Genomic DNA, 23,986 nt, shown 5'->3' on the forward strand with positions numbered 1-23,986 from the left:
ATCAGCTCTGCCGTGCATGTGCATGCCCAGGCTCCGGATGTGCAGGCCGGCGGCCCGGAAACGACGGGCCCGACGGGTCAGACGTACAGCTCCCGCAGGCGCACCGAGAGGCATGTCACACAGCCCTCGAGCTTCTCGAACTCGCCGATGTCCACGACGACCGGTTCGTACCCGAGGTCGGCGAAGAGCTCCGCGGTCTTCGGTGCGCTGGCCGCCATCAGCAGCTTGTCCCCGCCGAGCAGCACCACGTGCGCCCCCGCCTCCTCCGGCACCGGCAGGAAACGGCCGAACAGCGAGGGCGTGTCCATCTGGGGGATGTGCCCGATCACCGTGCCGTCGGGCAGCGCCGTCACCGCGGTCTTCAGGTGCAGCACCTTGCTCACGGGCACCGAGACGACCCGCGCGCCGAGCGGCTCGAACGCGGCGCGCAGTTGCTGGACCCCGGCGGCGTTGGTGCGCCCGCCCCGGCCCACGTACACCGTGTCGCCGATCTTCAGGACGTCGCCGCCGTCCAGCGTGCCCGGGTCCCACACCCAGTTGACCGAGCAGCCGAGACCGGCCACGGCCTCCTCGACAGCGGCGGTCTCGCCGCGCCGCGACTCGGCTCCGGGGCGGGTGATCAGGGCGACGTTCCGGTACATGACCACCGTGTCCTCGACGAACACCGCGTCCGGGCAGTCGTCGGCCGGCTCCACCTCGACGGTCTCCCAGCCGTGCGTGCGCAGGGCCGCCACGTACGCCTCCCACTGCTGCAGCGCGAGGTCGGCGTCGACGGGCTCCCGCTCGATGTGCGTCACCAGCCCTTCGGCGAGACGCGGGCCGGGACGGCGGACGAGGGCCTTCTTGCTGGGCACGAGGACGACTCCGTATCGGAGGGGACGTGGGGGACCGCACCGAGGGAGTTCCCGGAATCGGCCGGAACCCGACGTGCGTCGGCCGACCATCATGCAGGGCGACGGGGGGAGAGAACAGCCCCGCCCCCGTCGCTGCGGCCGGCGTCAGCCCATCGGCTCCGCCTCCTGCGCCTCCCGCCGCTGGGCCGGAGCCGTGGTGGCGCCGGCCGCGGGGGGCTCCGGGGCGCGCAGGCACTCGATGAGGTAGTCGCCGGTGTCGGGGTCCCGCGTCACCCCGTGCGTCTCGCTGCCGAAGCCGGGGAAGCGCCGGTCGAAGGACTCCAGGGCGCCCAGGTACCGCAGGAGCGGCCCGTCCGCCGCGCCGATGCTCTCGCCGGGCATGAGGACCGGGATGCCGGGCGGGGTGACGGTCACCATCGCCGCGGCGACCCGGCCCGGCGTGTCCGCCAGGCGCAGCCGCTCCGTGCCGCCGCGGATCAGCCGCTGGTAGCACTGCTGCGGCGGGGCGACCGGCTCCGGCAGCTGCTGGAAGGCCGTGTCGAGCAGCTCGACCAGGCGGGAGGCGCGCAGCTGGTCGTGCATCTCCTGGCACAGCTCGCGCAGCGTCAGCCCGGCGTAGCGGCGCGGGTGCTGCGCGACGAGCGCGGGCAGCACCCGGTCGAGCGGGGCGTCACCGTCGTAGAGGTCCTTGAAGTCCATCAGGGCGTCGAGCAGCGTGCCCCACTTGCCCTTGGTGATGCCCATGGAGAACAGCACCAGGGTGGTGTAGCTGTCGGTCTTCTCGACGACGATGCCCCGCGTGGTCAGGTACGCGGTGAGCACCCGCGCCGGGATGCCCTGCCCGGACAGCTCGCCGGTGGCGCTGATGCCCGGGCAGGTCAGGGTCACCTTGATCGGGTCGAGCATGCAGTAGCCCTCGGTCAGCCCCGGGAAGCCGTGCCAGTCGGCTCCCGGTTCGAGGTGCCAGCAGGACGGCTCGGTGCGCAGCAGCTCCGCCGGTGCCTCGTCGAAGGGCAGGCGCGTCCCGGTGGCCGGGTCGGTCACCTCGTCGGGCTGCCACACCCCGAAGAACCACGCCGGCCGGTCGCCCGCGGCCTCGATGCGGCGCCCGATGCGCACCATCTCCTGGCGGAACCGGACCGCCTCCGTCACCGCCTCGTCGACCAGCCACTGTCCCTGCGGCCCGTCCATCATCGCCGTGGCGACGTCCAGGGAGGCGATCATCGGGTACAGCGGCGAGGTGGTGCCGTGCATCATCAGCGCCTCGTTGAACCGGTCGTGTTCCACGGGGGCCCGCGGCCCGGGCCTGACGTGCACCATCGCGGCCTGGGACAGCGCGGCCAGCAGCTTGTGCGTCGACTGGGTGGCGAAGACCGTGGGCCGGTCGGGGCCGGGGAAGCTCTCCGCGTCGACGGACATGCCGTAGCGGCCCGCGTAGAGCGGGTGGAAGCGGGCGTACGCGAACCACGCCTCGTCGAAGTGCAGCCGGGGCGTGCCTGCCGCGAAGGCCCGGGCCGCGGCGTTCGCGTCGTAACACAGCCCGTCGTACGTGGAGTTGGTGAACACCGCGTACTGGGCGCGCGCGGACACCGCGTCCGCGGTGAGCGGGTTGGCCGCGATCCGCTCCGCCGCCGCGTCGATCTCCGCCGGGGGCAGCGGGCCGGCGAGGCCGTAGCCGTTACGGGTCGGCACGAGGTACACCGGGCGCGCACCGGAGACGACCAGGCCGTGCAGGACCGACTTGTGGCAGTTGCGGTCCACCAGGGCGATCTCGTCGCGGGTGACGCTGAAGTGCCCGACCAGGCGGTTGCAGGTGGAGTCGCCGTGCAGCACGAAGTACGTGTGGTCCGAGCCGAAGACCCGCGCGGCGTTGCGCTCCGCCTCGCCGATCGGCCCGGTGTGCTCGAACAGCGAGCCGAGTTCCTCCACGGAGATCGACAGGTCGCTGCGCAGCAGCCGCTCCCCGAAGTAGTCGTGGAACGCCCGCCCGACGGGCGACTTGAGGAAGGCCACGCCGCCGGAGTGCGCGGGGGTGTGCCAGGAGTACTCGTGCGCGTCGTCGAAGCGGCGCAGCGCCTTGAAGAACGGCGGGAGCAGGGCCTCCTGGTAGGCCCGCGCGGCGGTGGTGATCCGCCCGGCGATGAACGACGGGGTGTCCTCCAGGGGCCACACGTAGCCCACGACCGACTGCGAGACCCACAGGGGCAGTTCCCGCAGCTCGTCGTCCGCCATGACCAGGAACGCCGGCAGGTCCCGGAAGCGGCGCCCGATGCCGCGCAGGACCGCCGCCCCGCCCGGCTCGTCCCCGGTGCCGGGTGGGAGGTCCCAGGCGACCAGTGCGGCGGCCAGCCGGGCCTCCGTCCTGAGCACCGCCTCGGCGTCGGCGGCGCTCGTCACCCAGCGCACCTGCGAGCCGCGGTCCCGGATCGCCTCGGCGATGCGCGCCAGCTGCCCGGCGGCGGCGCCCCCGTCCTGCGGGTGCTCCGCCACCGCCACCAGTACCGTGCCGCCGTCCATGCCGTCCCCCCTCGCCGGTGGCCCGCGCCACCCCCCTCCAGTGTTCGCGGGCACCGCACGCCGGATCGGCCGGCGGCCGGTCAAACCACTCCATCGGGGCACGGCCCCGGCCGCCCCTTGACGGCCCTGGGTCATCGCACCCGGCGGACCGGCTCCGGAGCACCCCGCCGCCCTTGACCGGCCGGGGCCCCTCCCCGGCCGCCCGGCGACCCGCCTCCAGGTCACCCGACCGGTGTCGCCCCGCATCGCCGGGTCGTAGCACGCCCCGCCCAGCGAGGACGCGGTGAGCGTGGCCGTGACGTGGCACGCGGCCGTCGACCTCGGGGTGTCCAGCGGTCGCGTCGTGGCCGGCCGCGTCGGCCCCGGCACCCTGGACCCGACGGCTCACCCTGCGCGCCGGCGGTCCCGCTCCCCGGCGGTCCGGCACTCCGCTCCCCGGCGCCCGGCGGTCTCACCCCGGCGTCACGGCAGCCGTCCCGGCCGCGTCGACCGCGCGGCGCAGGTGCTCTGCGGTGAAGGACCCTCGCGCGCGGAGCAGTTGGCGCGGTGTTCCCTCGAAGACGACCTCGCCGCCGTCCCGGCCGCCGTCCGGGCCGAGGTCGATCACCCAGTCGGCCCGGGCGACCACGTCCAGGTTGTGCTCGACCACCACGACCGTGTTGCCCGAATCGACCAGCCGCTCCAGCAGGTTGATCAGGCCGGCGACGTCCGCCATGTGCAGGCCGGTCGTCGGCTCGTCGAGCACGTAGACCGCGCCCGTCCGGTGCAGCCGCGTGGCCAGCTTGATGCGCTGCCGCTCGCCCCCGGAGAGCGTGGACAGGGGCTGACCGAGCGTCAGGTAGGTGAGCCCGACGTCCCGCAGGGCCCGCAGCCGGCGCCGCACGCCCGCGTCGTCGAAGAAGTCGAGGGCCTCCCCGGCGGTCATCGCCAGCACGTCGGCCACGGAGCGCCCCCGCACGGTCAGCGCGAGCACCTCCTCCTTGAAGCGCCGTCCCTCGCAGTCCTGGCAGGTCGTCGTGACCGGGTCCATGAACGCGAGGTCGGTGTGGATGACACCCCGTCCCTCGCAGGTGCCGCACGCCCCGGCGGAGTTGAAGCTGAACAGGCCCGCCTCCGCCCCCGTCCCACGGGCGAAGATCCTGCGGATGCTGTCCATGACCCCCAGGTACGTCGCCGGAGTGGACCGGCCCGAGACGCCGATGGCGGACTGGTCGACGACCACGGCCTCCTCGTGCGCCGCGGTGAACTCGCCGACCAGGGTGCTCTTGCCCGACCCGGCGACCCCGGTCACGGCGGTGAGCACCCCGGCCGGGAACCGCACGGTCACGTCCCGCAGGTTGTGCCGGTCCGCGCCCTTGACCCACAGCTCGCCGGTGGGGCGGCGCACCGCGTCCTTGACCGTCGTACGGCTGCGCAGGCAGCGCCCGGTGAGCGTGCCGGAGGCGGCCAGCCCGGCCGGCGTGCCCTCGAACACCACCGTGCCGCCCTCCGCGCCGGCCCCCGGCCCCATGTCGACCACGTGGTCGGCGAGCGCGATGACGTCCGGGTCGTGCTCCACCACGAGCACCGTGTTGCCCTTGTCGCGCAGCCGCAGCAGCAGCTCGCCGAGGCGCCCCACGTCCCGCGGGTGCAGTCCGACGCTGGGCTCGTCGAAGATGTAGGTCATCCCGGTCAGGCTGGAGCCGAGGTGCCGCACCGTCTTCAGCCGCTGTCCCTCCCCGCCGCTGAGCGTCGCGGTCTCCCGGTCGAGGCTGAGGTAACCGAGGCCGATCGCCTCGATCCGCTCCAGCGCGGCCACGGCCGCCGAGGCGATCGGCCGCGCCACGGGGTCGTGGATCTCCTTCAGGACGGTGATCAGGTCGGTGACCTGCATCCGGGTGCAGTCGGCGATGGACCGCCCGCCGACGCGGGTGGCGAGCGCCGCCGCGTTCAGCCGGGCTCCCCGGCAGGCCGGGCAGACGCCCTCCACCAGGAACTCGCGGACCAGGTCGCGGGTCTTCTGGCTCATGGCGGACAGGTCCCGCTTGAGGTAGAGCCGCTCGAAGCGGTCCGCCAGACCCTCGTAGTCGGTGGTCCAGGTGCCGCCGCTGCCGCTGACGGTGACCTTGCTGCCGGGCCGTCCCCGCATGAGGAACTCCCGTTCGGCGTCGGTGAAGCGCCCCACCGGCTTGTCCGGGTCCAGCTCGGCGCTGTTGGTGTACGCCTTGCCCTGCCAGGTCCCGGCGGCGAACGGCGGGAAGCGGACCGCACCGCCTGCCAGGGAGCGCTCCGGGTCCAGGATGCGGTCCCAGTCGGGCCGCACGGTCCGGCCGAGGCCGTCGCACTCGGGGCACATGCCCGACGGGTCGTTGAACGAGTACGCGGTGGCGGGTCCCGCGCTCGGGGTGCCGTGCCGGGAGAACAGCACCCGGATCACCGAGTAGACGTCCGTCATGGTGCCGACCGTCGACCGCGAGTGGCCGCCCACCGGGCGCTGGTCGACGACGATCGCGGGGGTGAGGTCCTCCAGGCCGTCCGCGTGCGGCCGCTCGAACTTCGGCAGCCGGTTGCGGACGAACCACGGGTAGGTCTCGTTGAGCTGGCGCTGCGACTCCACCGCGATCGTGTCGAAGACGACCGACGACTTACCCGACCCCGAAACGCCGGTGAACACGGTCAGCCGGCCTTTCGGGATGCGGAGGGTGACGTCCTTGAGGTTGTTCTCCCGGGCTGCGGTGAGGGTGATGACATCGGGCATGCAGCCGAAGCTAGGAGGTATACCCGACAGCCTCCGGCGTGATTTCCCGCAGTTCTCCCTCCTCCATCATCAGCCAGCGCGTGATGCCGACCGACTCCAGGAACGGCAGGTCGTGACTGGCCACCAGCAGCGCCCCCTCGTAGGAGTCCAGGGCCGAGACCAGCTGGCGCACGCTCGCCATGTCGAGGTTGTTGGTCGGCTCGTCCAGCATGAGCAGCTGCGGGGCGGGCTCCGCCAGCATCAGCGCGGCGAGGGCCGCCCGGAAGCGTTCGCCGCCGGACAGCGTCGCGGCCTTCTGGTCGGCCCGGGCGCCCCGGAACAGGAACCGGGCCAGCCGCGCCCGCACCCGGTTGTTCGTGGCCTGCGGTGCGAACCGGGCCACGTTCTCGGCGACCGTCAGCTCCCCGTCGAGGACGTCGAGCCGCTGCGGCAGGAACCGCAGCGGAACGTGCGCCGTGACCTCGCCCGCCTCCGGTGCGAGCTCCCCGCCGATCGTGCGCAGCAGGGTCGTCTTGCCGGTGCCGTTGCGCCCGATCAGTGCGGCCCGTTCCGGGCCGCGCAGGTCGAGCCCCTTGACCCGGGCGCCGTGGCGGAGCCGGAGGTCGCGCAGGGTGAGGACCGTGCGCCCCGGAGGGACGGCCGTGTACGGCAGTTCGACGCGGATCTCGTCGTCGTCGCGCACCGCCTCCACGGCCTCGTCGAGCCGCTCCCTGGCCTCGGCGAGCTTCTCCTCGTGCATGATGCGGTGCTTGCCCGCGGACTCCTGCGCCGCGCGCTTGCGCGCCCCCATGACGATCTTCGGCTCGCGCTTCTGGTCCCACATCTTCTGCCCGTACCGCTTACGGCGGGCCAGTTTGACCTGGGCGTCGGCCAGTTCGCGCTTCTGCTTGCGCAGATCGGCCTCGGCCACGCGCACCATGCGCTCGGCCGCCTCCTGTTCGACCTCCAGTGCCGCCTCGTAGGCGGTGAAGTTGCCGCCGTACCAGGTGATCGAACCCGAGCGCAGGTCGGCGATCTGGTCGACGAGGTCCAGCAGTTCACGGTCGTGACTGACCACGATCATGACGCCCGGCCAGGACCGGACGGCCTCGTACAGCCGCCTGCGCGCGTACAGGTCGAGGTTGTTCGTCGGCTCGTCCAGCAGCAGTACGTCGGGCCGGCGCAGCAGCAGCGCGGCCAGCCGCAGCAGCACCGACTCGCCGCCGGACAGCTCGCCGACGGTGCGGTCGAGCCCGATGTGGCCGAGCCCGAGTTCGCCGAGCGTGGCGAGGGCGCGCTCCTCGACGTCCCAGTCGTCGCCGACCGTCTCGAAGTGCTCCTCGGACACGTCACCGGCCTCGATGGCGTGCAGTGCGGCCCGCCGGCCGGCGATGCCGAGCGCTTCGTCGACCCGCAGGGCGGTGTCGAGCGTGACGTTCTGCGGGAGGTGGCCGACCTCCCCGGCGACGCGGACGGTGCCGTCGGCCGGCGCCAGTTCACCGGCGATCAGTTTCAGCAGGGTCGACTTCCCCGACCCGTTGACGCCGACCAGGCCGGTCCGGCCCGGGCCGAACGCGGCGTCCAGTCCCTCGAAGACCGGGGTGCCGTCGGGCCAGGCGAACGACAGGGACGTGAGGGTGACGGATGAAGACATGGTGGCCTCACTCGCGGTTGCTCGAAGCAGACAGGGGCAAACGCGTGTCGAGACACCTGCGACCCGGAGGGAGGCTCCACGGGCATGGCAAAAGCCCTGTACCGCCAGGACGGCTCGGACGCCGAGGTCGCACGCAGCGCACACCCGGGGGTGTGACGCGGTGTCTCAGGACCTCAGACGAGCAACGTCCTTCTCCAATCGACGGCAACAGGACCGCTTCACACCGTAGGAGTGGCTGCGGAGCCTGTCAACGGATTAACGAACCGCCCCTCCGCGCTGCGCCGAACACCCGTTCCCGACCCCAGGAGGCACCGTGCCCGTGTCCGACGGCCGGCTCTCGCTGCCGGCCCGGCTGTGCCTGCTGGGCTGGGACGCCGCGCGGCCGCCGTCCGGTGCCACCGTCCGGCTGCCCGGCCTGGTGCGGGCCGGCGCCCTGGTGGAGCTGGCCCGCAAGGGTCTGCTCCGGGACGAGGACGGCATCGCCGTGCCGGCCGGCCCGGACGCGGTCGCGGGCGACGCGGTCCTCGACGGGCTGCTGGAACTCGTCCACGAGTCCTGTCCGCACCCCTGGCGGACCTGGGTGACGCTGCGGTCGCGGGTGACCCTCGACGCCGTACGGGAGCAGCTGGTTGCCGGGGGGTACCTGCGGGCGGAGAAGAAGCGGGTCCTCGGCGTGTTCCCCTCGGTGGAGTACGCCCTGGGGCGCGCCGCCGCCGTGGAGGCGCTGCGGGAGGAGGTCCGGCAGGTCCTGCGGGGGCCGCTGCCGGTCGCCGCGCTCGCCGAGCGGGACGCGGCCGTCGCCGCCCTGGCCGCCGCGGCCGGCCTGTTCGCGCAGGAGGGGGCCGCAGCGGGCCGGCGGGTCGGGGAGCTGACCGAACGGGCCGGCGAGGCGGCCCCCGGACTGGGCCGGATCGTGCGCGAGGTGCGCGCGGCGGTGGCCGAGGCGGTGAGGGCACCGGCGTCGCTCTGACACCGGCGGCGGGCGCCGGCGCGGGGAGCTGAAAGGGCCGGTGAGGGCCACGTCGGGCTTCCGCCGGCCGCCGTTTCCACCCCGTCGGCCGAGTTGGCCGGTACGACGGATCGGAACGGGCCGCGGCCCTGGGCGCGCCGGGCCGCGCGGGAGCTGCTGCGCACCGGGACGTGCGGGCGCTCCCGGGCACTCCCGGCTCCGGAAGGTCAACGCCCCGCTGGAGCCGGGGCGCCGGGGCTCAGCAGGCGTCCCGCATCAGCTCGGCCAGGTCGTGGTCGAGGTCCAGCTGGAGGTGCTCCAGGCCCACGGGGACCAGCTCGCCGGTCGCCTCCAGGAACCGGCGGATCTCGCTGGAGCGCACGTGCACCACGGCGGTGCCCTCGGGGGCGTGGAACTCCAGCACGGTGCGGTCGTACCCGTACGGCCGCACCCGCACGTCGCCGTGGCCCTCGGAGTCGTGCAGGCCCGCGGCGAGCAGCTCGCGGGAGAAGGTCCAGCAGACGTCGACACCCTCCAGCGTGGCCGGGGCCGGGAAGGTCATGCGGACGGCGAACGGGTCGCGCCGGTCGTAGTGCAGCGTCGCGGGAATGCTCGGCATACGCGGCGCGGCGGCGACGAGGCGGGCCTCCACGGGCTGCTCGATGACGATGGACAACGCCTTGCTCCCTTTGGACGGCTGGACGGACTTCCGGGCGTATGAGGCCGGGCACTGGAAGAGACGTCGGAATGAGCCGATCCGTGCACCCGGGATGCGAGTGACCTCCGTCACCGCGCTCATGCACGTACGTGACGTGGCTCTCCTCGTGTGCCCCGCAGGGCACTTGTTGCACCCGCGGGGTCGGGGGAACGGGCGAGCGAGGCCGTCTGGACGGCGTTCGGGCAGTGGGCTAGCTTCGCCCGCCATGAGGCGCATGGGGAACACGCGACGCACGCGACGGCGGGGTCCGGTACGGCGCACGGCCACGGCGGTCGCGGCCTGCGCGGTGGCACTGGCCGCGCTGACCGCCCCGCCGGCGCAGGCGCACCCGGCGGGGCGCGGGGCACCGCACTGGGACATGAAGGACACCGGCACCCCGGACGTGCGGTTCCGGGGACTGTCCGCGGTCGGCCGGGACACCGCCTGGGTCGCCGGGACCGGCGGCACCGTCCTGCGCACCACCGACGGCGGCCGGGACTGGCGGGACGTCTCGCCCCCCGGCGCGGGGGAGTTGCAGTTCCGGGACGTGGAGGCGTTCGACGCGCGCCGCGCGGTCGTCCTGGCCGTCGGGGAGGGCGAGGCGTCCCGCCTCTACCGCACCGACGACGGCGGAGCGACCTGGACCGAGTCCTTCCGCAACACCGACCCGAAGGCCTTCTACGACTGTCTGGCCTTCTTCGACCACCGCCACGGCCTCGCCATGAGCGACCCGGTGGACGGCAGGTTCCGCATCCTGTCGACCGGCGACGGCGGCCGGACCTGGCGGGTGCTGCCGGACCGGGGCATGCCGGCCGCGCTGGAGGGCGAGGCCGGATTCGCGGCGAGCGGGCAGTGCCTGGTGACGTCCGGGCCGCGGGACGTGTGGCTCGCCACCGGCGGGGCCGCGCACGCGCGCGTGCTGCACTCCGCCGACCGGGGCCGCACCTGGACGGCCACCACCTCGCCCCTCCCGGCGGGCGATCCCGCGCGAGGCGTCTTCGCCCTCGCCTTCCGCGACCGGACCCACGGTCTCGCCGTCGGCGGCGACTACCGCCCTGACCAGCCCTCGCCCCGGTCCGCCGCGCGCACGGCGGACGGCGGCCGCACCTGGCGTGCCGCCGGCACACCGCCGGCCGCCTACCGTTCCGGCGCCGCCTGGCTCCCGCACAGCCGGACCGCCGCCCTCGCCGTCGGTCCCACCGGCACCGACCTCACCACCGACGCGGGCCGCACCTGGCGGACCGTCGACACCGGCTCCTTCGACACCGTCGACTGCGCGCACGGCACGGGATGCTGGGCCGCGGGGGAGAAGGGGCGTGTGGCCCGCCTGGAGCACTGAGCGAGCGGGGTGCGCTGAACCTTGGCAGTGTGGGTACCCGTTCACTGATCGGGAAAGGAAGTGAGCGGGTATGCCACGCGGTTCGAGCCCCAAGCGGGAACGCCAGTACGAGCACATCAAGGAGAGCGCGAAGGACCGGGGCGAGAGCACCGGCCGCGCCGAGGAGATCGCCGCTCGGACGGTGAACAAGGAACGCGCCCGGTCCGGCGAGTCGAAGACGGCCAGCCGCACCTCCACCAAGGACATGTCCTCCGGCAAGCGCGGCGGCCAGCGGTCGGGGCAGGGCTCCCAGGGGCCCACCTACGACCAGCTCTACCAGGAGGCCAAGCGCAAGGGCGTCGAAGGCCGTTCGAGCATGAACAAGAGCCAGCTGCAGCGCGCACTCGGCAAGTGACGCACGCGGCTCGTGAGGCCGGCAGGGACTCCCGCTTCCTGCCGGCCTTCGCACGGCCCGTAGGCTTCCACGCACCATGACGACCGTACGCATCCCCGAGGACTGGCCGGCCACCGAGGAACAGGCCCGCGCCGTGCAGGACGAACTGCGCGCCCGGGTGATCCTCGACGAACCGGGACCGCCGCCGGGGACCGGTCATGTGACGGGGGTGGACGTGGCCTACGACGACGAGCGGGACGTGGTCGTGGCGGCGGCGGTCGTCCTGGACGCGTCCGGGCTCGGCGTCGTCGCGCAGGCCACGGCGGTGGGCCGGGTCTCCTTCCCCTACGTCCCCGGACTGCTCGCCTTCCGGGAGATCCCCACGGTCCTCGCCGCCCTCGACGCCCTGCCCTGCCCGCCCGGCCTGGTCGTCTGCGACGGGTACGGCCTGGCGCATCCCCGCCGCTTCGGCCTGGCCAGCCACCTCGGCGTCCTCACCGGCCTGCCCACGATCGGCGTGGCCAAGAACCCGTTCACCTTCACCCACGACGACCCGGACGCCGCGCGCGGCGGCAGCTCGGCGCTGCTCGCCGGCTCCGAGGAGGTCGGCCGCGCCCTGCGCACCCGGGACGGCGTCAAGCCGGTCTTCGTCTCCGTGGGACACCGGGTGACGCTCGCGAACGCCTGCGCCCACACCCTCGCCCTGACCCCGCGCTACCGCCTCCCGGAGACCACGCGCCGGGCGGACGCCCTGTGCCGCAGGGCCCTGAAGGAGACCTACTCCGCCTGACCGGTCACCCGCCAGCGGCCGACCTCGCGGTACTCCGAGTCGTAGACGGCCGCCCCGTCCCCGGGTTCGAGGGCGTAGTGGTGGAGATTGCCGCCCCAGTACCTCAGGATCCGGCCCAGCTCGCCCGCCGGGTCCTTCGCCAACGCTGCGTCGTCCATGGTGACTTCCAGAAGGAATCGCATGTCTTCCATGGTTCCATTGAAGTCCCGTTGGCACTTGTGGCTGCCACGCCGAGGTAGCGGCGCGACAAGTCTCAAACCCTGCTGCAGGCCAGTGGCGAACCGGGCGGGCCGGGATGAGTACGGGCCCTGAGTACCCGTACGGATGTCCGACCCGTCCGTCGCCGACAGGCTGGGCGCATGCCGACACATCGTGCGCCCAAGCCGCTCGCCGCCCCGGTCCAGCCCGTGGAGCGGGCCGTCGTCGCCGGACTCGTCCTCGCCGTCCTGGCGGGGCTCGCCTGGATCGGCGGGATGATCTACACCCTCACCGCGTGGCCGCTGTGAGGCGCGGGCGCTCTCACCTGGTCGCCGCCACGCGGAAGCGGATGCCCGCCGCGCGCAGCCGGCCGATCAGGGCGTCGCCCATCGCCACCGCCGTGGTGACCTGCCCCGCGGTGCCCGGCAGGTCGTCGAAGGCCAGACACAGGGCGGACTCGGCGAGCATCTTCGCCGTCTCGTCGTAGCCGGGATCGCCGCCCGAGACCTCCGTGTACACCCGCCGGCCGCCGCCCTCGCCCACGAACCGCACCGAGAACCAGCTCTCGGCCCGCTTCTGCGCATCGGGCCCCTCGCCGGGCTCGAGCCGGCCCGACAACCAGCGCCGCGCGGGCGGCACCTGGGCCGCCGCGACGAGCGCGCCGAGGGCCGCGACCCCGCCCACCGCCACGGGCAGGTGCCGTACGGCGGCGTACTGGCGGTAGCGGAAGTCGGGCCCGTAGCGGTCGAGCGCCGCCGCCGAGCGCCGCACGATCTGCGGGTCGATGGTCGGCATCGGCAGCGCCCAGGCGCCGACTTCCCTCGCGAAGCGCGGCGCACCGAGCGGCGCCGACGCCCGCCGCCCCACCAGCCGCGGCTCGTGCCGCCGCCGGTCCCGTGCGGCCGCCGCCATCTGCCGCTGCCGCGCGATCTGGTTGAGGGCCGAGGCGAAGGTCCCGCCCGAGAACGCCCCGTCGGCCGTGACGAACCCCTCGACGCTCAGCGGCACGTCCTCGGGGAGCTGCTGCACCGTGAAGTACACGCCCAGGTCGTGCGGGACCGAGTCGAACCCGGCGGCGTGCACCAGCCGTGCCCCGGTCTCCCGCGCGCGTGCGTCGTGCCGGACGTACATCAGGTCCACGAACTCCGGCTCGCCGCACAGGTCGAGGTAGTCGGTCCCGGCGTCCGCGCAGGCGGCCACCAGCTCCTCGCCATAGGCGATGTACGGCCCGACCGTGGTCGCCACCACCCGCGCGTTCCCTGCCAGCTCGCGCAGGGAGGCCGGGTCGCGGGCGTCCGCCCGCACCACGCCGACCCCGGCGGGCAGCCCCTCGCTCAGCCGCCGCAGCTTCTCGGCGCTGCGGCCCGCGATCGCCCAGCGCAGCCCCTCGGGCGCGTGCGCGGCGAGGTACTCGGCGGTGAGCGCACCGGCGAAACTCGTGGCTCCGAAGAGCACGATGTCGTACGGACGGTCCGTCCTGCTTTGCCTGCTCATGACACCCCTCGGTCGTGCAGCCCGTGCCGCTGTCGGTGGCCGAGGCTAGCGTGAGGGGTGCGGAGCGCGACGACGAGCCCGGAGGAACGCCATGGCCCTGCCCAGAAATGCCCTGAAGAAGCGGGAGAAGGTGCGCGCGTTCGCGCTGGGGCTGCCGGGCGCCGTCGAGGAGTTCCCCTGGGGCGAGTCGGTCGTGAAGGTCAACAGGAAGGTGTTCGTCTTCCTCGGCGCCGAGGACGGCAGCCAGCCCCTGGGGGTGACGGTGAAGCTCACCGACGAGACGGCCCACGCCCACGCGCTCGCCTGCCCCGGCGCCGAGCCCACCGGGTACGGACTGGGCAGGGCGGGCTGGGTGAGCATCCCCCTGGAGGGGCAGGGCGCGCCCGCGGCGGAGCTGCTGTGCGACTGGGTGGAGGAGAGCTACCGGGTGATCGCGCCGAAGCGGCTCACCGCGGAGCTGGACGCGAGCTGACCCGTGCGGCAGATTGCTAAGCGCTTGCTCGTTGAGGGCTTGTGCCGAGTGGAACGCGTTCTTAGCATCGCTGGTGTTACATCGGTTGTGTCACAGCACTGGGGGCTGGATGACCACGGCAAGGACGCCAGGGCACGGCCCGCTCACCGGAGTGCGGGTCGTCGAGCTGGCGGGCATCGGGCCCGGCCCGTTCGCCGCCATGCTCCTGGCCGACCTCGGCGCCGACGTGGTGCGCGTGGACCGGCCCGGCGGTCCCGGCCTCGGCATCGACCCGGCGTTCGACGTCACCAACCGCAACAAGCGCTCGGTGATCGTCGACCTGAAGTCCCCCGACGGCGCCGGGCGGGTGCTCGACCTCGTCGCCCGCGCCGACGCCCTGATCGAGGGGTACCGCCCCGGGGTCGCCGAGCGCCTCGGCGTCGGGCCCGAGCCCTGCCACGCCCGCAACCCGCGCCTGGTCTACGGCCGGATGACCGGCTGGGGCCAGGACGGACCGCTCGCGCGTCGCGCCGGGCACGACATCGCCTACCTCGCCCCCACCGGCGCCCTCGGCATGATCGGCAACCCCGGCGCGCCGCCGCCGGCCCCCGCCAACCTGCTCGGCGACTACGCCGGCGGCTCCCTCTACCTCGCCGTCGGTGTCCTCGCCGCCCTCCACCACGCCCGGGCGACCGGGACCGGGCAGGTCGTCGACGCGGCCATCGTCGACGGCACCGCCCACCTCGCCACGATGATCCACGGCATGCTCGCCGCCGGCGTCTGGCAGGACCGCCGCGGCGCCAACCTCCTGGACGGCGGCTGCCCCTACTACGGCACCTACGAGACGGCCGACGGCCGGTACATGGCGGTCGGTGCCCTGGAGCCGCGGTTCTACGCGGAGTTCCTGGCCCTGCTCGGCATCGGGGACCGGGCCGGCGCCCACGCGGACGTCACCCGCTGGGACGAACTGCGCGAGGAGATCGCCGCCCGTTTCAAGGCCCGCACCCGGGACGAGTGGACGGCCGTCTTCGACGGCACGGACGCGTGCGTGGCGCCCGTGCTGTCACTGCGCGAGGCGCCCCACCACCCGCACCTGGCCACCCGCGGCACCTTCACCGACCACGGCGGCATCACCCAGCCCGCCCCGGCCCCCCGCTTCTCCGCGACCCCGACCACCGTGCGCAGCGGCCCGGCCCGGCCGGGTGCCGACACGGCGGACGTCGCCCGGGAGTGGGACGTGCCCGGGCTGCTCCCAGCGTCCCGAAACCCTCAGTGAAAGGCCTCCTCGTGAGCACCGAAGCGTACGTGTACGACGCGATCCGCACCCCGCGCGGGCGCGGCAAGGCCAACGGCGCCCTGCACGGCGCCAAGCCCATCGACCTGGTCGTCGGGCTCATCCACGAGATCCGCGCCCGCTTCCCGGGCCTCGACCCGGCCGCCGTCGACGACATCGTCCTCGGCGTCGTCGGCCCGGTCGGCGACCAGGGGTCCGACATCGCGCGGATCGCGGCCATCGCCGCCGGGCTGCCCGACACCGTCGCCGGCGTCCAGGAGAACCGCTTCTGTGCCTCGGGCCTTGAAGCCGTCAACCTGGCCGCCGCGAAGGTCCGTTCCGGCTGGGAGGACCTCGTCCTCGCCGGGGGCGTCGAGTCGATGTCCCGCGTGCCCATGGCCTCCGACGGCGGCGCCTGGTTCAACGACCCGATGACCAACCTCCAGGTCAACTTCGTGCCGCAGGGCATCGGCGCCGACCTCATCGCCACCATCGAGGGCTTCTCCCGCCGGGACGTCGACGAGTACGCCGCGCTCTCCCAGGAGCGGGCCGCCACCGCCATGAAGGACGGCCGCTTCGACCGGTCCGTCGTCCCCGTGAAGGACCGCAACGGGCTCGTCGTCCTCGACCGCGACGAGTTCCCGCGCCCCGGCACCACCGCCGACTCCCTGGCCAAGCTGAAGCCGTCCTTCGCGGACATCGGCGAGCTCGGCGGCTTCGACGCCGTGGCGCTCCAGCAGTACCACTGGGTGGAGAAGATCGACCACGTCCACCACGCGGGCAACTCCTCGGGCATCGTCGACGGCGCCTCGCTCGTCGCGATCGGCTCCAAGGAGGTCGGCGAGCGCCACGGCCTCACACCCCGCGCGCGGATCGTCTCCGCCGCCGTCTCCGGCTCCGAGCCCACCATCATGCTCACCGGCCCCGCCCCCGCCACCCGCAAGGCCCTCGCCAAGGCCGGGCTGACCATCGACGACATCGACCTCGTCGAGATCAACGAGGCGTTCGCGGCGGTCGTGCTGCGCTTCGTGAAGGACATGGGCCTGTCCCTGGACAAGGTCAACGTCAACGGCGGCGCGATCGCGCTCGGCCACCCCCTCGGCGCCACCGGCGCGATGATCCTCGGCACCCTCGTCGACGAGCTGGAGCGCCAGGACAAGCGCTACGGCCTCGCCACGCTGTGCGTCGGCGGCGGCATGGGCGTCGCCACCATCGTCGAGCGCATCTGACCCCCTCCCGACGGATCACACGGAGCACCTCCACATGAGCACTGAGCCCACCACCATCCGCTGGGAGCAGGACCGCACCGGCCTCGTCACCCTGGTCCTCGACGACCCGAACCAGTCCGCGAACACCATGAACCAGGCGTTCCGCGACTCACTCGCCGCGGTCACGGACCGGCTGGAGGCCGAGAAGGACTCCATCCGGGGCGTCATCATCACCTCCGCCAAGAAGACCTTCTTCGCCGGCGGCGACCTGCGCGACCTCATCCGCGTCACGCCCGAGACGGCCCAGGAGCTGTTCGACGGCGGCATGGCCATCAAGCGGAACCTGCGCCGCATCGAGACCCTCGGCAAGCCCGTCGTCGCCGCCCTCAACGGCGCTGCCCTGGGCGGCGGTTACGAGATCGCCCTGGCCTGCCACCACCGGATCGCCCTGGACGCGCCCGGCTCGAAGATCGGCTGCCCCGAGGTCACCCTCGGCCTGCTGCCCGGAGGCGGCGGCGTCGTCCGCACGGTCCGCCTGCTGGGCATCGCCGACGCCCTGCTGAAGGTCCTCCTCCAGGGCACCCAGTACAGCCCCCGCCGCGCCCTCGACAACGGCCTCGTCGACGAGGTCGCCGACACGCACGACGAACTCCTGGCCAAGGCGAAGGCGTTCATCGACGCCCACCCCGAGTCGCAGCAGCCCTGGGACCGGCCGGGCTACAAGATCCCCGGCGGCACCCCAGCCGACCCCAGGTTCGCGGCCAACCTGCCCGCCTTCCCGGCCACCCTGCGCAAGCAGACGGGCGGCGCCCCCTACCCCGCCCCGCGCAACATCCTCGCCGCGGCCGTCGAGGGCGCCCAGGTCGACTTCGAGACCGCGCAGGTCATCGAAGCCCGCTACTTCGTCGAACTGGCCGCGGGCCAGACCTCGAAGAACATGATCCAGGCGTTCTTCTTCGACCTGCAGGCCGTCAACTCCGGCGCCAACCGCCCCAAGGGCGTCGAGCCCCGCAAGGTCGGCAGGGTCGCCGTCCTCGGCGCCGGCATGATGGGCGCGGGCATCGCCTACTCCTGTGCCCGCGCCGGCATCGACGTCGTGCTGAAGGACGTGTCCCTGGAGGCCGCCGTCAAGGGCAAGGGCTACTCCGAGAAGCTGTGCGCCAAGGCCGTCGCCAAGGGCCGGACGACCCAGGAGAAGGCCGACGCCCTGCTGGCCCGCATCACGCCCACCGCCGAGGTCCAGGACCTGGCCGGCTGCGACGCGGTCATCGAGGCCGTCTTCGAGGACACCTCCCTCAAGCACAAGGTGTTCCAGGAGATCCAGCACGTCCTCGCCCCCGACGCGCTGCTGTGCTCCAACACCTCCACCCTGCCCATCACCGCCCTCGCCGAAGGCGTCGAGCGGCAGGCCGACTTCATCGGACTGCACTTCTTCTCGCCGGTCGACAAGATGCCGCTCGTCGAGATCATCAAGGGCGAGCGCACCGGCGAGGAGGCCCTGGCCCGCGCCTTCGACCTGGTCCGGCAGATCAACAAGACGCCGATCGTCGTCAACGACTCGCGCGGCTTCTTCACCTCCCGCGTCATCGGCCACTTCATCAACGAGGGCGTCGCCATGGTCGGCGAGGGCATCGAGCCCGCGTCGGTCGAACAGGCCGCCGCCCAGGCCGGCTACCCGGCCAAGGTGCTGTCCCTCATGGACGAGCTGACGCTGACCCTGCCCCGCAAGATCCGGGCCGAGACGAAGCGGGCGGTCGAGGAGGCCGGCGGCACCTGGACGCCCCACCCCGCCGAGGCCGTCATCGACCGCATGGTCGACGAGTTCGGCCGCACCGGCCGCAGCGGCGGCGCCGGCTTCTACGACTACGACGAGGACGGCAAGCGCGCCGGGCTCTGGCCGGGGCTGCGCGAGCACTTCACCCGGCCCGGCCACCGCATCCCCTTCGCGGACATGCAGGAACGCATGCTGTTCTCCGAGGCGCTGGACACCGTCCGGCTGCTGGAGGAGGGCGTGCTGACCTCCGTCGCCGACGCCAACATCGGCTCGATCCTCGGCATCGGCTTCCCGGGCTGGACCGGCGGCGTGCTCCAGTACATCAACGGCTACGAGGGCGGCCCGGCCGGCTTCGTGGCCCGCGCGCGGGAACTCGCCGAGCGCTACGGCGACCGGTTCACGCCGCCCGCGCTGCTGGTGGAGAAGGCCGGGAAGGGGGAGCGGTTCAGCGACTCAGCCCGCGGCTGAGCCGCCCGGAGCACCGGTCAGCCACTGGCCCAGCTCCTCCTTCAGCGACCGCTGGAACGCGGTGAGGAGCGCCTGCACCACCAGGGGGTGCATGTGCGCGGACAGGGACCGCACGTCCTGTGCGTCCCGTTCCGCGACCTCACCGCGGAAGAGGTCCGACAGCTCCCGGGCCGCGGCGCGCGCGTGCTCCAGCAGTACCGTGCGCGCCGCGGAGATGGCCTGCTGCGACAGGGGCACGTCCAGCAGGCCCACGCCGAGCCGCAGCAGGCCGAGATCGGCCTCGTAGCCGCCGTCCACCGGCCGGATCACACCCATGGCGACGAGCCGCTCGACGTCCTCGTCGTCCAGCGGCCGCCCCGCCCGCCGCACCAGCGCCTCCCGGGTGACCGTCTCGACGGTCTCCGGTGACCAGGAGGCCACCACCGCCCGGTGGACGGCGAGATCGTGCGGGCTCAGGTCGGGCGGGAGTTGCCGCAGATGGCGCTCGATGCCGGCCAGGGTCATGCCCTGGTGCTGCAGCTCCTCGATCAGGGCGAGCCGGGCCAGGTGCTCGCGCCCGTAGTGCCCGACGCGCCGCGGGCCGAGCACCGGCGGCGGCAGCAGGCCCTTGGTCCCGTAGAAGCGGACCGTGCGCACGGTGACGCCGGCCCGGGCGGCCAGCTCGTCGATCGTGAGGGTCGGCTCCCCGGTGTCGGTCGTCATGTGCAGCAGTATCGCTGTCCCACCAGTGCTGTGAAACCTCACCCGCACCTTCGGGCGGTAACGAGCGCGTCCCGTGACGACCGAACGGTGAACGTGGAGCGGCCGCTGTGGGCGTCCCGGGTGGACCTTGTGAGAAGTCACGCTCTGTGACACCGGTCACCGTGTGCGAACCGAGGCGTGTGGGAAAGTGCTGCCTTGGTCTGTGCCGCGTCACAAGGGTGGTGCGGGCCAGCGCACTGTACGGACCCCGGGCCCATGACGCCCAGGGGCGATCCAGAGAGTGGAACCACCCGTGAGCAAGGACGCCGTGAACACGGCTGCGGCCACGCCGCGTACCGATGCGGCCCAGGTGCCCGCGGACGCGGGCGACGCCGGCTACAGCAAGGACCTCAAGGCCCGCCACGTCAACATGATCGCCATCGGCGGCGCGATCGGCACCGGACTCTTCCTCGGCGCCGGCGGGCGCCTGCACAACGCCGGCCCCGCGCTGGCGATCGCCTACCTGGTCTGCGGCATCTTCGCCTTCTTCGTGGTGCGGGCGCTGGGCGAGCTGGTCCTGTACCGTCCCTCCTCCGGCTCCTTCGTGTCGTACGCGCGCGAGTTCCTCGGTGAGAAGGGTGCCTACGTCGCCGGCTGGATGTACTTCCTGAACTGGTCGACCACCGGCATCGCCGACATCACCGCCATCGCGCTCTACACGCACTACTGGAGCATGTTCACCGACATCCCGCAGTGGGTGCTCGCGCTGATCGCCCTCGCCGTGGTGCTGGCCGTGAACCTGATCTCGGTGAAGATCTTCGGCGAGATGGAGTTCTGGTTCGCGATCATCAAGGTCGCGACGCTCGTCGGCTTCATGCTGATCGGCATCTTCCTGCTCGCCACCCAGCGGGAGGTCGGCGGCCAGACCCCGGGCCTGAGCGTGATCACCGACAACGGCGGCGTCTTCCCGCACGGCCTGATGCCCGTCGTCCTGGTGATGCAGGGCGTGATCTTCGCGTACGCCGCGCTGGAGCTGGTCGGTGTCGCCGCGGGCGAGACCGCGGAGCCGGAGAAGGTCGTCCCGCGGGCCGTAAACTCGATCATGTGGCGGGTCGGTCTCTTCTACGTCGGCTCGGTCGTCCTGCTGGCCCTGCTGCTGCCCGGCTCGGTCTACTCGGCCGACCAGAGCCCCTTCGTCACGGTGCTGTCGAAGATCGGCGTCCCGGCGGCGGGCGACGTGATGAACCTGGTGGTCCTGACGGCCGCGATGTCCTCCCTCAACTCGGGCCTGTACTCCACGGGCCGCATCCTGCGTTCCATGGCGATGGCCGGCTCCGCGCCGAAGTTCACCGCCCGCATGAACGGCAGCCAGGTCCCCTACGGCGGCATCCTGCTCACCTGCGCGGTGTGCGTGCTGGGCGTCGGCCTGAACTTCCTCGTGCCGGCCCAGGCGTTCGAGATCGTGCTGAACGTCGCCTCGCTGGGCATCATCAGCACCTGGGTGATCATCATGATCTGCCACCTGGTCTTCGTCCGCCGCGCCAAGGCGGGCATGATCAGCCGCCCCACCTTCCGCCTCTTCGGCAGCCCGGTCACGGAGATCGCCACGATCGCCTTCCTGCTGGCCTGCCTCGGCATGATGTGGAACGACCCGGAGGTCGGCCGCAAGACCCTGCTGCTCGTCCCGGTGATCGCACTCATGCTGATCGCGGGCTGGTTCGGCATCCGCCGCCGCGTGTCGCGGACCACCGACCAGGAGCTGTCACAGCTGACGAAGTAGCGCGGAAGCCGCTCGACGGCTCCTTCGGAAGGTGGCGTCGTGCCGGAGTGCCCTGCGCCTCGGACGGCGCCACCGTCGCGTCGCCGCGCAGGACGGCGACCTCGCCCGGGAGGACAACCGGCGACGATCCGCTCTCAGCTCTGCCCGTCGAAAGCCCGGAGCAGGCAGGCGGTCAGGTGGTGGGTGGTCGCTCCCGTCGGGTCGAGGCGGGGGTTGAGGATCGTGACGGTGAGGCCCGCCGCGCCGTCGCCGCGCAGCGCCGTCCGGAGCACGGTCTCCAGGTCCTGCCAGGACAGACCGTCCGGCCGGCGGTGGTCCACGGCCGGCATCACCGCGTCGTCCAGCACGTCGGCGTCGAGGTGGACCCAGTAGCCCGCGTCCGCGCCGCCGCCGGTCAGCAGCTCTACCGCCCGCTGGGCGGCCTCGCCCGCGCCCAGCGCACGCACGGTGTCCAGGTCCATCGCGTGCAGCGCGTCCGGCAGCGGCTGCATCCCGTACGCCGCGGCCTCCTCCGCGTCCCGGAAGCCCAGGGCGACGACGTCCTCGTCCCGGACCAGCGGTCCCCTGCCCTCCAGGTCGGCCAGCACCCGCGGCCCCCGGCCGGTGGCCAGGGCGAGCTCCATGGACGCCACCTCGCCGGCCGGCTCCGCCGCGGGCTGGTAGAAGGCGCTGTGGCCGTCCAGGAACAGCAGGCCGTGCCGGTCCCGGCGGCGCAGCGCGAGCAGGGCCCCCAGCAGCACGCTGCAGTCGCCGCCGAGCACCACCGGGAAACGGCCCTCGTCCAGGACGGCGCCCACGGCGTCGGCCAGCGCGCCGGAGTAGGCCGCGATCCCGTCCCCGTTCAGCAGCCCGGTCGTCGGATCCCGCCGCGCGTCGTACGGCGGCGGCTCCACCCGCCCCGCCCGCACCGCGCCCAGCCCCTCGGCGAGCCCGGCCCCGAGCAGCGCCCCCGGCAGCTCCTCCACGCCGGTGGGCCGCAGCCCCAGCACGGACGGCGCCTCGACGATCGCCACGTCCCGCACGCCGCCTCCTCCACCGACCCGCCCTTGCACGGCCGGTCTCACTCACCGGCCGGCCGGTGCACCTTCGGTCGCCTCACCGCCCGGCCGCGTCACCGCCGAGCCCACACGCCCCCGGCAACCGGCACCGGGTGCGCATGGGCCCACCGTAGACCGCCGGGCCCGGCGGGGCGCGTCAGTGCCGGTGGGGCGTCCGCCCGTGCACCCCGTTCGTGGCGGCGATCTTCTTCCAGGACCTCGGCTGCTTCACGGCCCCCGGCCCCTTCGCCAGCGCCGCGGCCCGCGCCGCCGGCGCCCCCGGCTTCGACGGCTGGAACAGCCAGGTGTCGAACAGCGCGGCCAGCGGCTTGCCGGACACCTCCTCGGCGTAGCGCCGGAAGTCGGCGACCGACGCGTTGCCGTGCGCGTACGTCCGCGGCCAGCCCTTGAGGATCGCGAAGAACGCCTCGTCGCCGACCTTGTTGCGCAGGGCCTGGACGGCCAGTGCGCCCCGGTCGTAGACCGCGATGTCGAACTGGTTGTCCGGGCCGGGATCGCCGGGCCGGACCGTCCAGAACGGGTCGTCGGCGGGGTGCGAGGCGTAGACGTGGTCGGCGAGTTCCTGCGCCGTGCCCTCGCCCTCGTGCTCCGACCACAGCCACTGCGCGTACCGCGCGAAGCCCTCGTTGATCCAGATGTCCTTCCAGCGCTTCAGCGACACGGAGTCCCCGTACCACTGGTGGGCCAGCTCGTGCACCACGACGGACACGTTCGACCCGTTCGCGAACTGCCGCGGGCTGTAGAACGGCCGCGTCTGCGTCTCCAGCGCGTACCCGGTGTTCGTGTTCGGCACGTACCCGCCGAGTGCGTCGTAGGGGTACGGCCCGAAGTACCCGGCCAGCCAGTCCGCGATCTCCCCGGTCCGCTCGATGCTCGCCCTGGCCGCACCGGCGTTGTCGCCGAGGTCCTCGCTGTAGGCGTTGAGGACCGGGATGCCGCTCTCGCTCGTGCCGGTGGTGATGTCGAACCTGCCGACCGCCAGCGTGGCGAGGTACGTGGCCTGCGGCTTGTTCGAGCGCCAGTTCCAGCGGGTCCAGCCGAGGCGCGAACTCGTCGACTGCAGCCTGCCGTTGGAGATGGCCTGGGTGCCGTCCGGGACCAGTACGGACACGTCGTAGGTGGCCTTGTCGAGCGGATGGTCGTTGCTCGGGAACCACCAGGCCGCCGCCTCGGGCTCGTTGGCGGCGACACCCCCGTCCGGGGTGCGGTGCCAGCTGGTGAACCCGAACGCCTTCTTCGAGGAAGGCACTCCGCGGTAACGCACCACGACCGTGACGGGTGCGCCCTGGGCCAGCGGCTTCCTCGGTGTGATCTCCAGTTCCTGCTCGCCCGAGGTGCGGTACGCGGCCGTGGCGCCGTTGACGCGCACCTCGGTGACGTCGAGCAGGAAGTCCAGGTTGAAGCTCGTCAGGTCCTGTGTGGTGCGGGCGACGAGGGTCGCCGTGCCCTCCAGTTCGTCGGTGGCCGGCTGGTACTTCAGTCTCAGGTCGTAGTGCGAGACGTCGTAGCCGCCGTTGCCGTAGGCCGGGTAGTAGGGGTCGCCGACACCCGGCGCGCCGGGGGAGAGGGAGGCGGCCGATGCCGGGATCGCCAGCAGGGTGGCCGCCGCTGCCAGGGCTCCCGGCGCGATGATTCTGCGGTGCACGCAAGGCTCCAAGTCGTAGGGTCCCGAGGTCTGTGACGAACCTATTCACCACCTGAGCCGCTAGTCA

Annotated in this window: 20 protein-coding genes; 10 read left to right on the forward strand and 10 right to left on the reverse strand. The window is 73.2% G+C overall.

Going from position 1 to position 23,986, the window contains the following annotated elements; translation table 11 throughout:
* Positions 1 to 77: 77 nt before the first annotated feature.
* From ddaH to Q5694_RS22500, 4 genes are all read right to left on the reverse strand, one after another.
* On the reverse strand, positions 78 to 854 hold the full coding sequence (ddaH, locus tag Q5694_RS22485; RefSeq protein ID WP_333935023.1) for a dimethylargininase: 777 nt from the start codon (positions 852 to 854) through the stop codon (positions 78 to 80).
* A gap of 144 nt (positions 855 to 998) precedes the next feature.
* Positions 999 to 3,371 carry an Orn/Lys/Arg decarboxylase N-terminal domain-containing protein gene (locus tag Q5694_RS22490; protein ID WP_333935024.1) on the reverse strand — a complete coding sequence of 791 codons (2,373 nt, stop codon included), beginning with the start codon at positions 3,369 to 3,371 and terminating at the stop codon, positions 999 to 1,001.
* Positions 3,372 to 3,822: 451 nt separating this feature from the next.
* Complete coding sequence (locus Q5694_RS22495; RefSeq protein ID WP_333935025.1) at positions 3,823 to 6,108, reverse strand: excinuclease ABC subunit UvrA; 2,286 nt, start codon at positions 6,106 to 6,108, stop codon at positions 3,823 to 3,825.
* Positions 6,109 to 6,118: 10 nt separating this feature from the next.
* Complete coding sequence (locus Q5694_RS22500) at positions 6,119 to 7,741, reverse strand: ABC-F family ATP-binding cassette domain-containing protein (protein ID WP_333935026.1); 1,623 nt, start codon at positions 7,739 to 7,741, stop codon at positions 6,119 to 6,121.
* A 319-nt stretch (positions 7,742 to 8,060) separates the two neighbouring features.
* On the opposite strand from Q5694_RS22500, the gene Q5694_RS22505 reads away from it, so the two are divergent.
* Entirely contained in the window at positions 8,061 to 8,711 is a 651-nt protein-coding gene (locus Q5694_RS22505) for a GOLPH3/VPS74 family protein (protein ID WP_333935156.1), read from the forward strand.
* Between the two features lie 238 nt (positions 8,712 to 8,949).
* On the opposite strand, the gene Q5694_RS22510 is transcribed toward Q5694_RS22505, so the two are convergent.
* Entirely contained in the window at positions 8,950 to 9,366 is a 417-nt protein-coding gene (locus tag Q5694_RS22510) for an SsgA family sporulation/cell division regulator (RefSeq protein WP_333935027.1), read from the reverse strand.
* Positions 9,367 to 9,622: 256 nt separating this feature from the next.
* Between Q5694_RS22510 and Q5694_RS22515 the strand changes: the two genes are divergently transcribed.
* The 3 genes from Q5694_RS22515 to Q5694_RS22525 all read left to right on the forward strand — a co-directional run bounded on the left by Q5694_RS22515 (position 9,623) and on the right by Q5694_RS22525 (position 11,889).
* Positions 9,623 to 10,726: a WD40/YVTN/BNR-like repeat-containing protein gene (locus Q5694_RS22515; RefSeq protein ID WP_333935028.1), complete on the forward strand. Its 1,104-nt coding sequence runs from the start codon at positions 9,623 to 9,625 to the stop codon at positions 10,724 to 10,726.
* 70 nt (positions 10,727 to 10,796) lie between these two features.
* Positions 10,797 to 11,120 (forward strand): plasmid stabilization protein, encoded by a 324-nt coding sequence (locus tag Q5694_RS22520; RefSeq protein WP_333935029.1) that lies wholly within the window; start codon positions 10,797 to 10,799, stop codon positions 11,118 to 11,120.
* 76 nt (positions 11,121 to 11,196) lie between these two features.
* Complete coding sequence (locus tag Q5694_RS22525; protein WP_333935030.1) at positions 11,197 to 11,889, forward strand: endonuclease V; 693 nt, start codon at positions 11,197 to 11,199, stop codon at positions 11,887 to 11,889.
* On the opposite strand, the gene Q5694_RS22530 is transcribed toward Q5694_RS22525, so the two are convergent.
* Positions 11,877 to 12,071 (reverse strand): hypothetical protein, encoded by a 195-nt coding sequence (locus Q5694_RS22530; RefSeq protein WP_333935157.1) that lies wholly within the window; start codon positions 12,069 to 12,071, stop codon positions 11,877 to 11,879. The two genes, Q5694_RS22525 and Q5694_RS22530, sit on opposite strands and share 13 nt — an antisense overlap.
* Positions 12,072 to 12,248: 177 nt before the next feature.
* On the opposite strand from Q5694_RS22530, the gene mmpA reads away from it, so the two are divergent.
* Positions 12,249 to 12,395 carry a morphogenic membrane protein MmpA gene (gene mmpA / locus Q5694_RS22535; protein ID WP_333935031.1) on the forward strand — a complete coding sequence of 49 codons (147 nt, stop codon included), beginning with the start codon at positions 12,249 to 12,251 and terminating at the stop codon, positions 12,393 to 12,395.
* A 13-nt stretch (positions 12,396 to 12,408) separates the two neighbouring features.
* Here mmpA and Q5694_RS22540 read toward each other — a convergent pair whose 3' ends face one another.
* A complete protein-coding gene (locus Q5694_RS22540) occupies positions 12,409 to 13,581 on the reverse strand; it encodes a saccharopine dehydrogenase family protein (RefSeq protein ID WP_333935032.1) in 1,173 nt (390 codons plus the stop codon).
* A 91-nt stretch (positions 13,582 to 13,672) separates the two neighbouring features.
* Here Q5694_RS22540 and Q5694_RS22545 point away from each other — a divergent pair, with 91 nt between their 5' ends.
* The 4 genes from Q5694_RS22545 to Q5694_RS22560 all read left to right on the forward strand — a co-directional run bounded on the left by Q5694_RS22545 (position 13,673) and on the right by Q5694_RS22560 (position 18,755).
* A complete protein-coding gene (locus Q5694_RS22545; RefSeq protein ID WP_333935033.1) occupies positions 13,673 to 14,053 on the forward strand; it encodes an MmcQ/YjbR family DNA-binding protein in 381 nt (126 codons plus the stop codon).
* Positions 14,054 to 14,162: 109 nt separating this feature from the next.
* Positions 14,163 to 15,308 (forward strand): CaiB/BaiF CoA transferase family protein, encoded by a 1,146-nt coding sequence (locus Q5694_RS22550; RefSeq protein WP_333935034.1) that lies wholly within the window; start codon positions 14,163 to 14,165, stop codon positions 15,306 to 15,308.
* Positions 15,309 to 15,319: 11 nt separating this feature from the next.
* The gene (locus tag Q5694_RS22555) at positions 15,320 to 16,534 is read left to right on the forward strand and encodes an acetyl-CoA C-acetyltransferase (protein WP_333935035.1); all 1,215 of its coding nucleotides are present in this window, start codon (positions 15,320 to 15,322) and stop codon (positions 16,532 to 16,534) included.
* Positions 16,535 to 16,568: 34 nt separating this feature from the next.
* Positions 16,569 to 18,755 (forward strand): 3-hydroxyacyl-CoA dehydrogenase NAD-binding domain-containing protein, encoded by a 2,187-nt coding sequence (locus Q5694_RS22560; protein WP_333935036.1) that lies wholly within the window; start codon positions 16,569 to 16,571, stop codon positions 18,753 to 18,755.
* On the opposite strand, the gene Q5694_RS22565 is transcribed toward Q5694_RS22560, so the two are convergent.
* Positions 18,741 to 19,457, reverse strand: a complete 717-nt coding sequence (locus Q5694_RS22565) for a MerR family transcriptional regulator (RefSeq protein ID WP_333935037.1) — start codon at positions 19,455 to 19,457, stop codon at positions 18,741 to 18,743. The two genes, Q5694_RS22560 and Q5694_RS22565, sit on opposite strands and share 15 nt — an antisense overlap.
* Positions 19,458 to 19,749: 292 nt before the next feature.
* On the opposite strand from Q5694_RS22565, the gene Q5694_RS22570 reads away from it, so the two are divergent.
* Positions 19,750 to 21,216 carry an amino acid permease gene (locus Q5694_RS22570; RefSeq protein WP_333935038.1) on the forward strand — a complete coding sequence of 489 codons (1,467 nt, stop codon included), beginning with the start codon at positions 19,750 to 19,752 and terminating at the stop codon, positions 21,214 to 21,216.
* Positions 21,217 to 21,350: 134 nt separating this feature from the next.
* Here the strand turns inward: Q5694_RS22570 and Q5694_RS22575 are convergent, their stop codons facing one another.
* Positions 21,351 to 22,238, reverse strand: coding sequence for an arginase family protein (locus tag Q5694_RS22575; RefSeq protein ID WP_333935040.1), 888 nt, complete (start codon positions 22,236 to 22,238; stop codon positions 21,351 to 21,353).
* 172 nt (positions 22,239 to 22,410) lie between these two features.
* Positions 22,411 to 23,919 carry a M1 family metallopeptidase gene (locus tag Q5694_RS22580; RefSeq protein ID WP_333935041.1) on the reverse strand — a complete coding sequence of 503 codons (1,509 nt, stop codon included), beginning with the start codon at positions 23,917 to 23,919 and terminating at the stop codon, positions 22,411 to 22,413.
* Between the last annotated feature and the right edge of the window lie 67 nt (positions 23,920 to 23,986).

Source organism: Streptomyces sp. AHA2 (assembly GCF_036857595.1).
Taxonomy (GTDB): domain Bacteria; phylum Actinomycetota; class Actinomycetes; order Streptomycetales; family Streptomycetaceae; genus Streptomyces.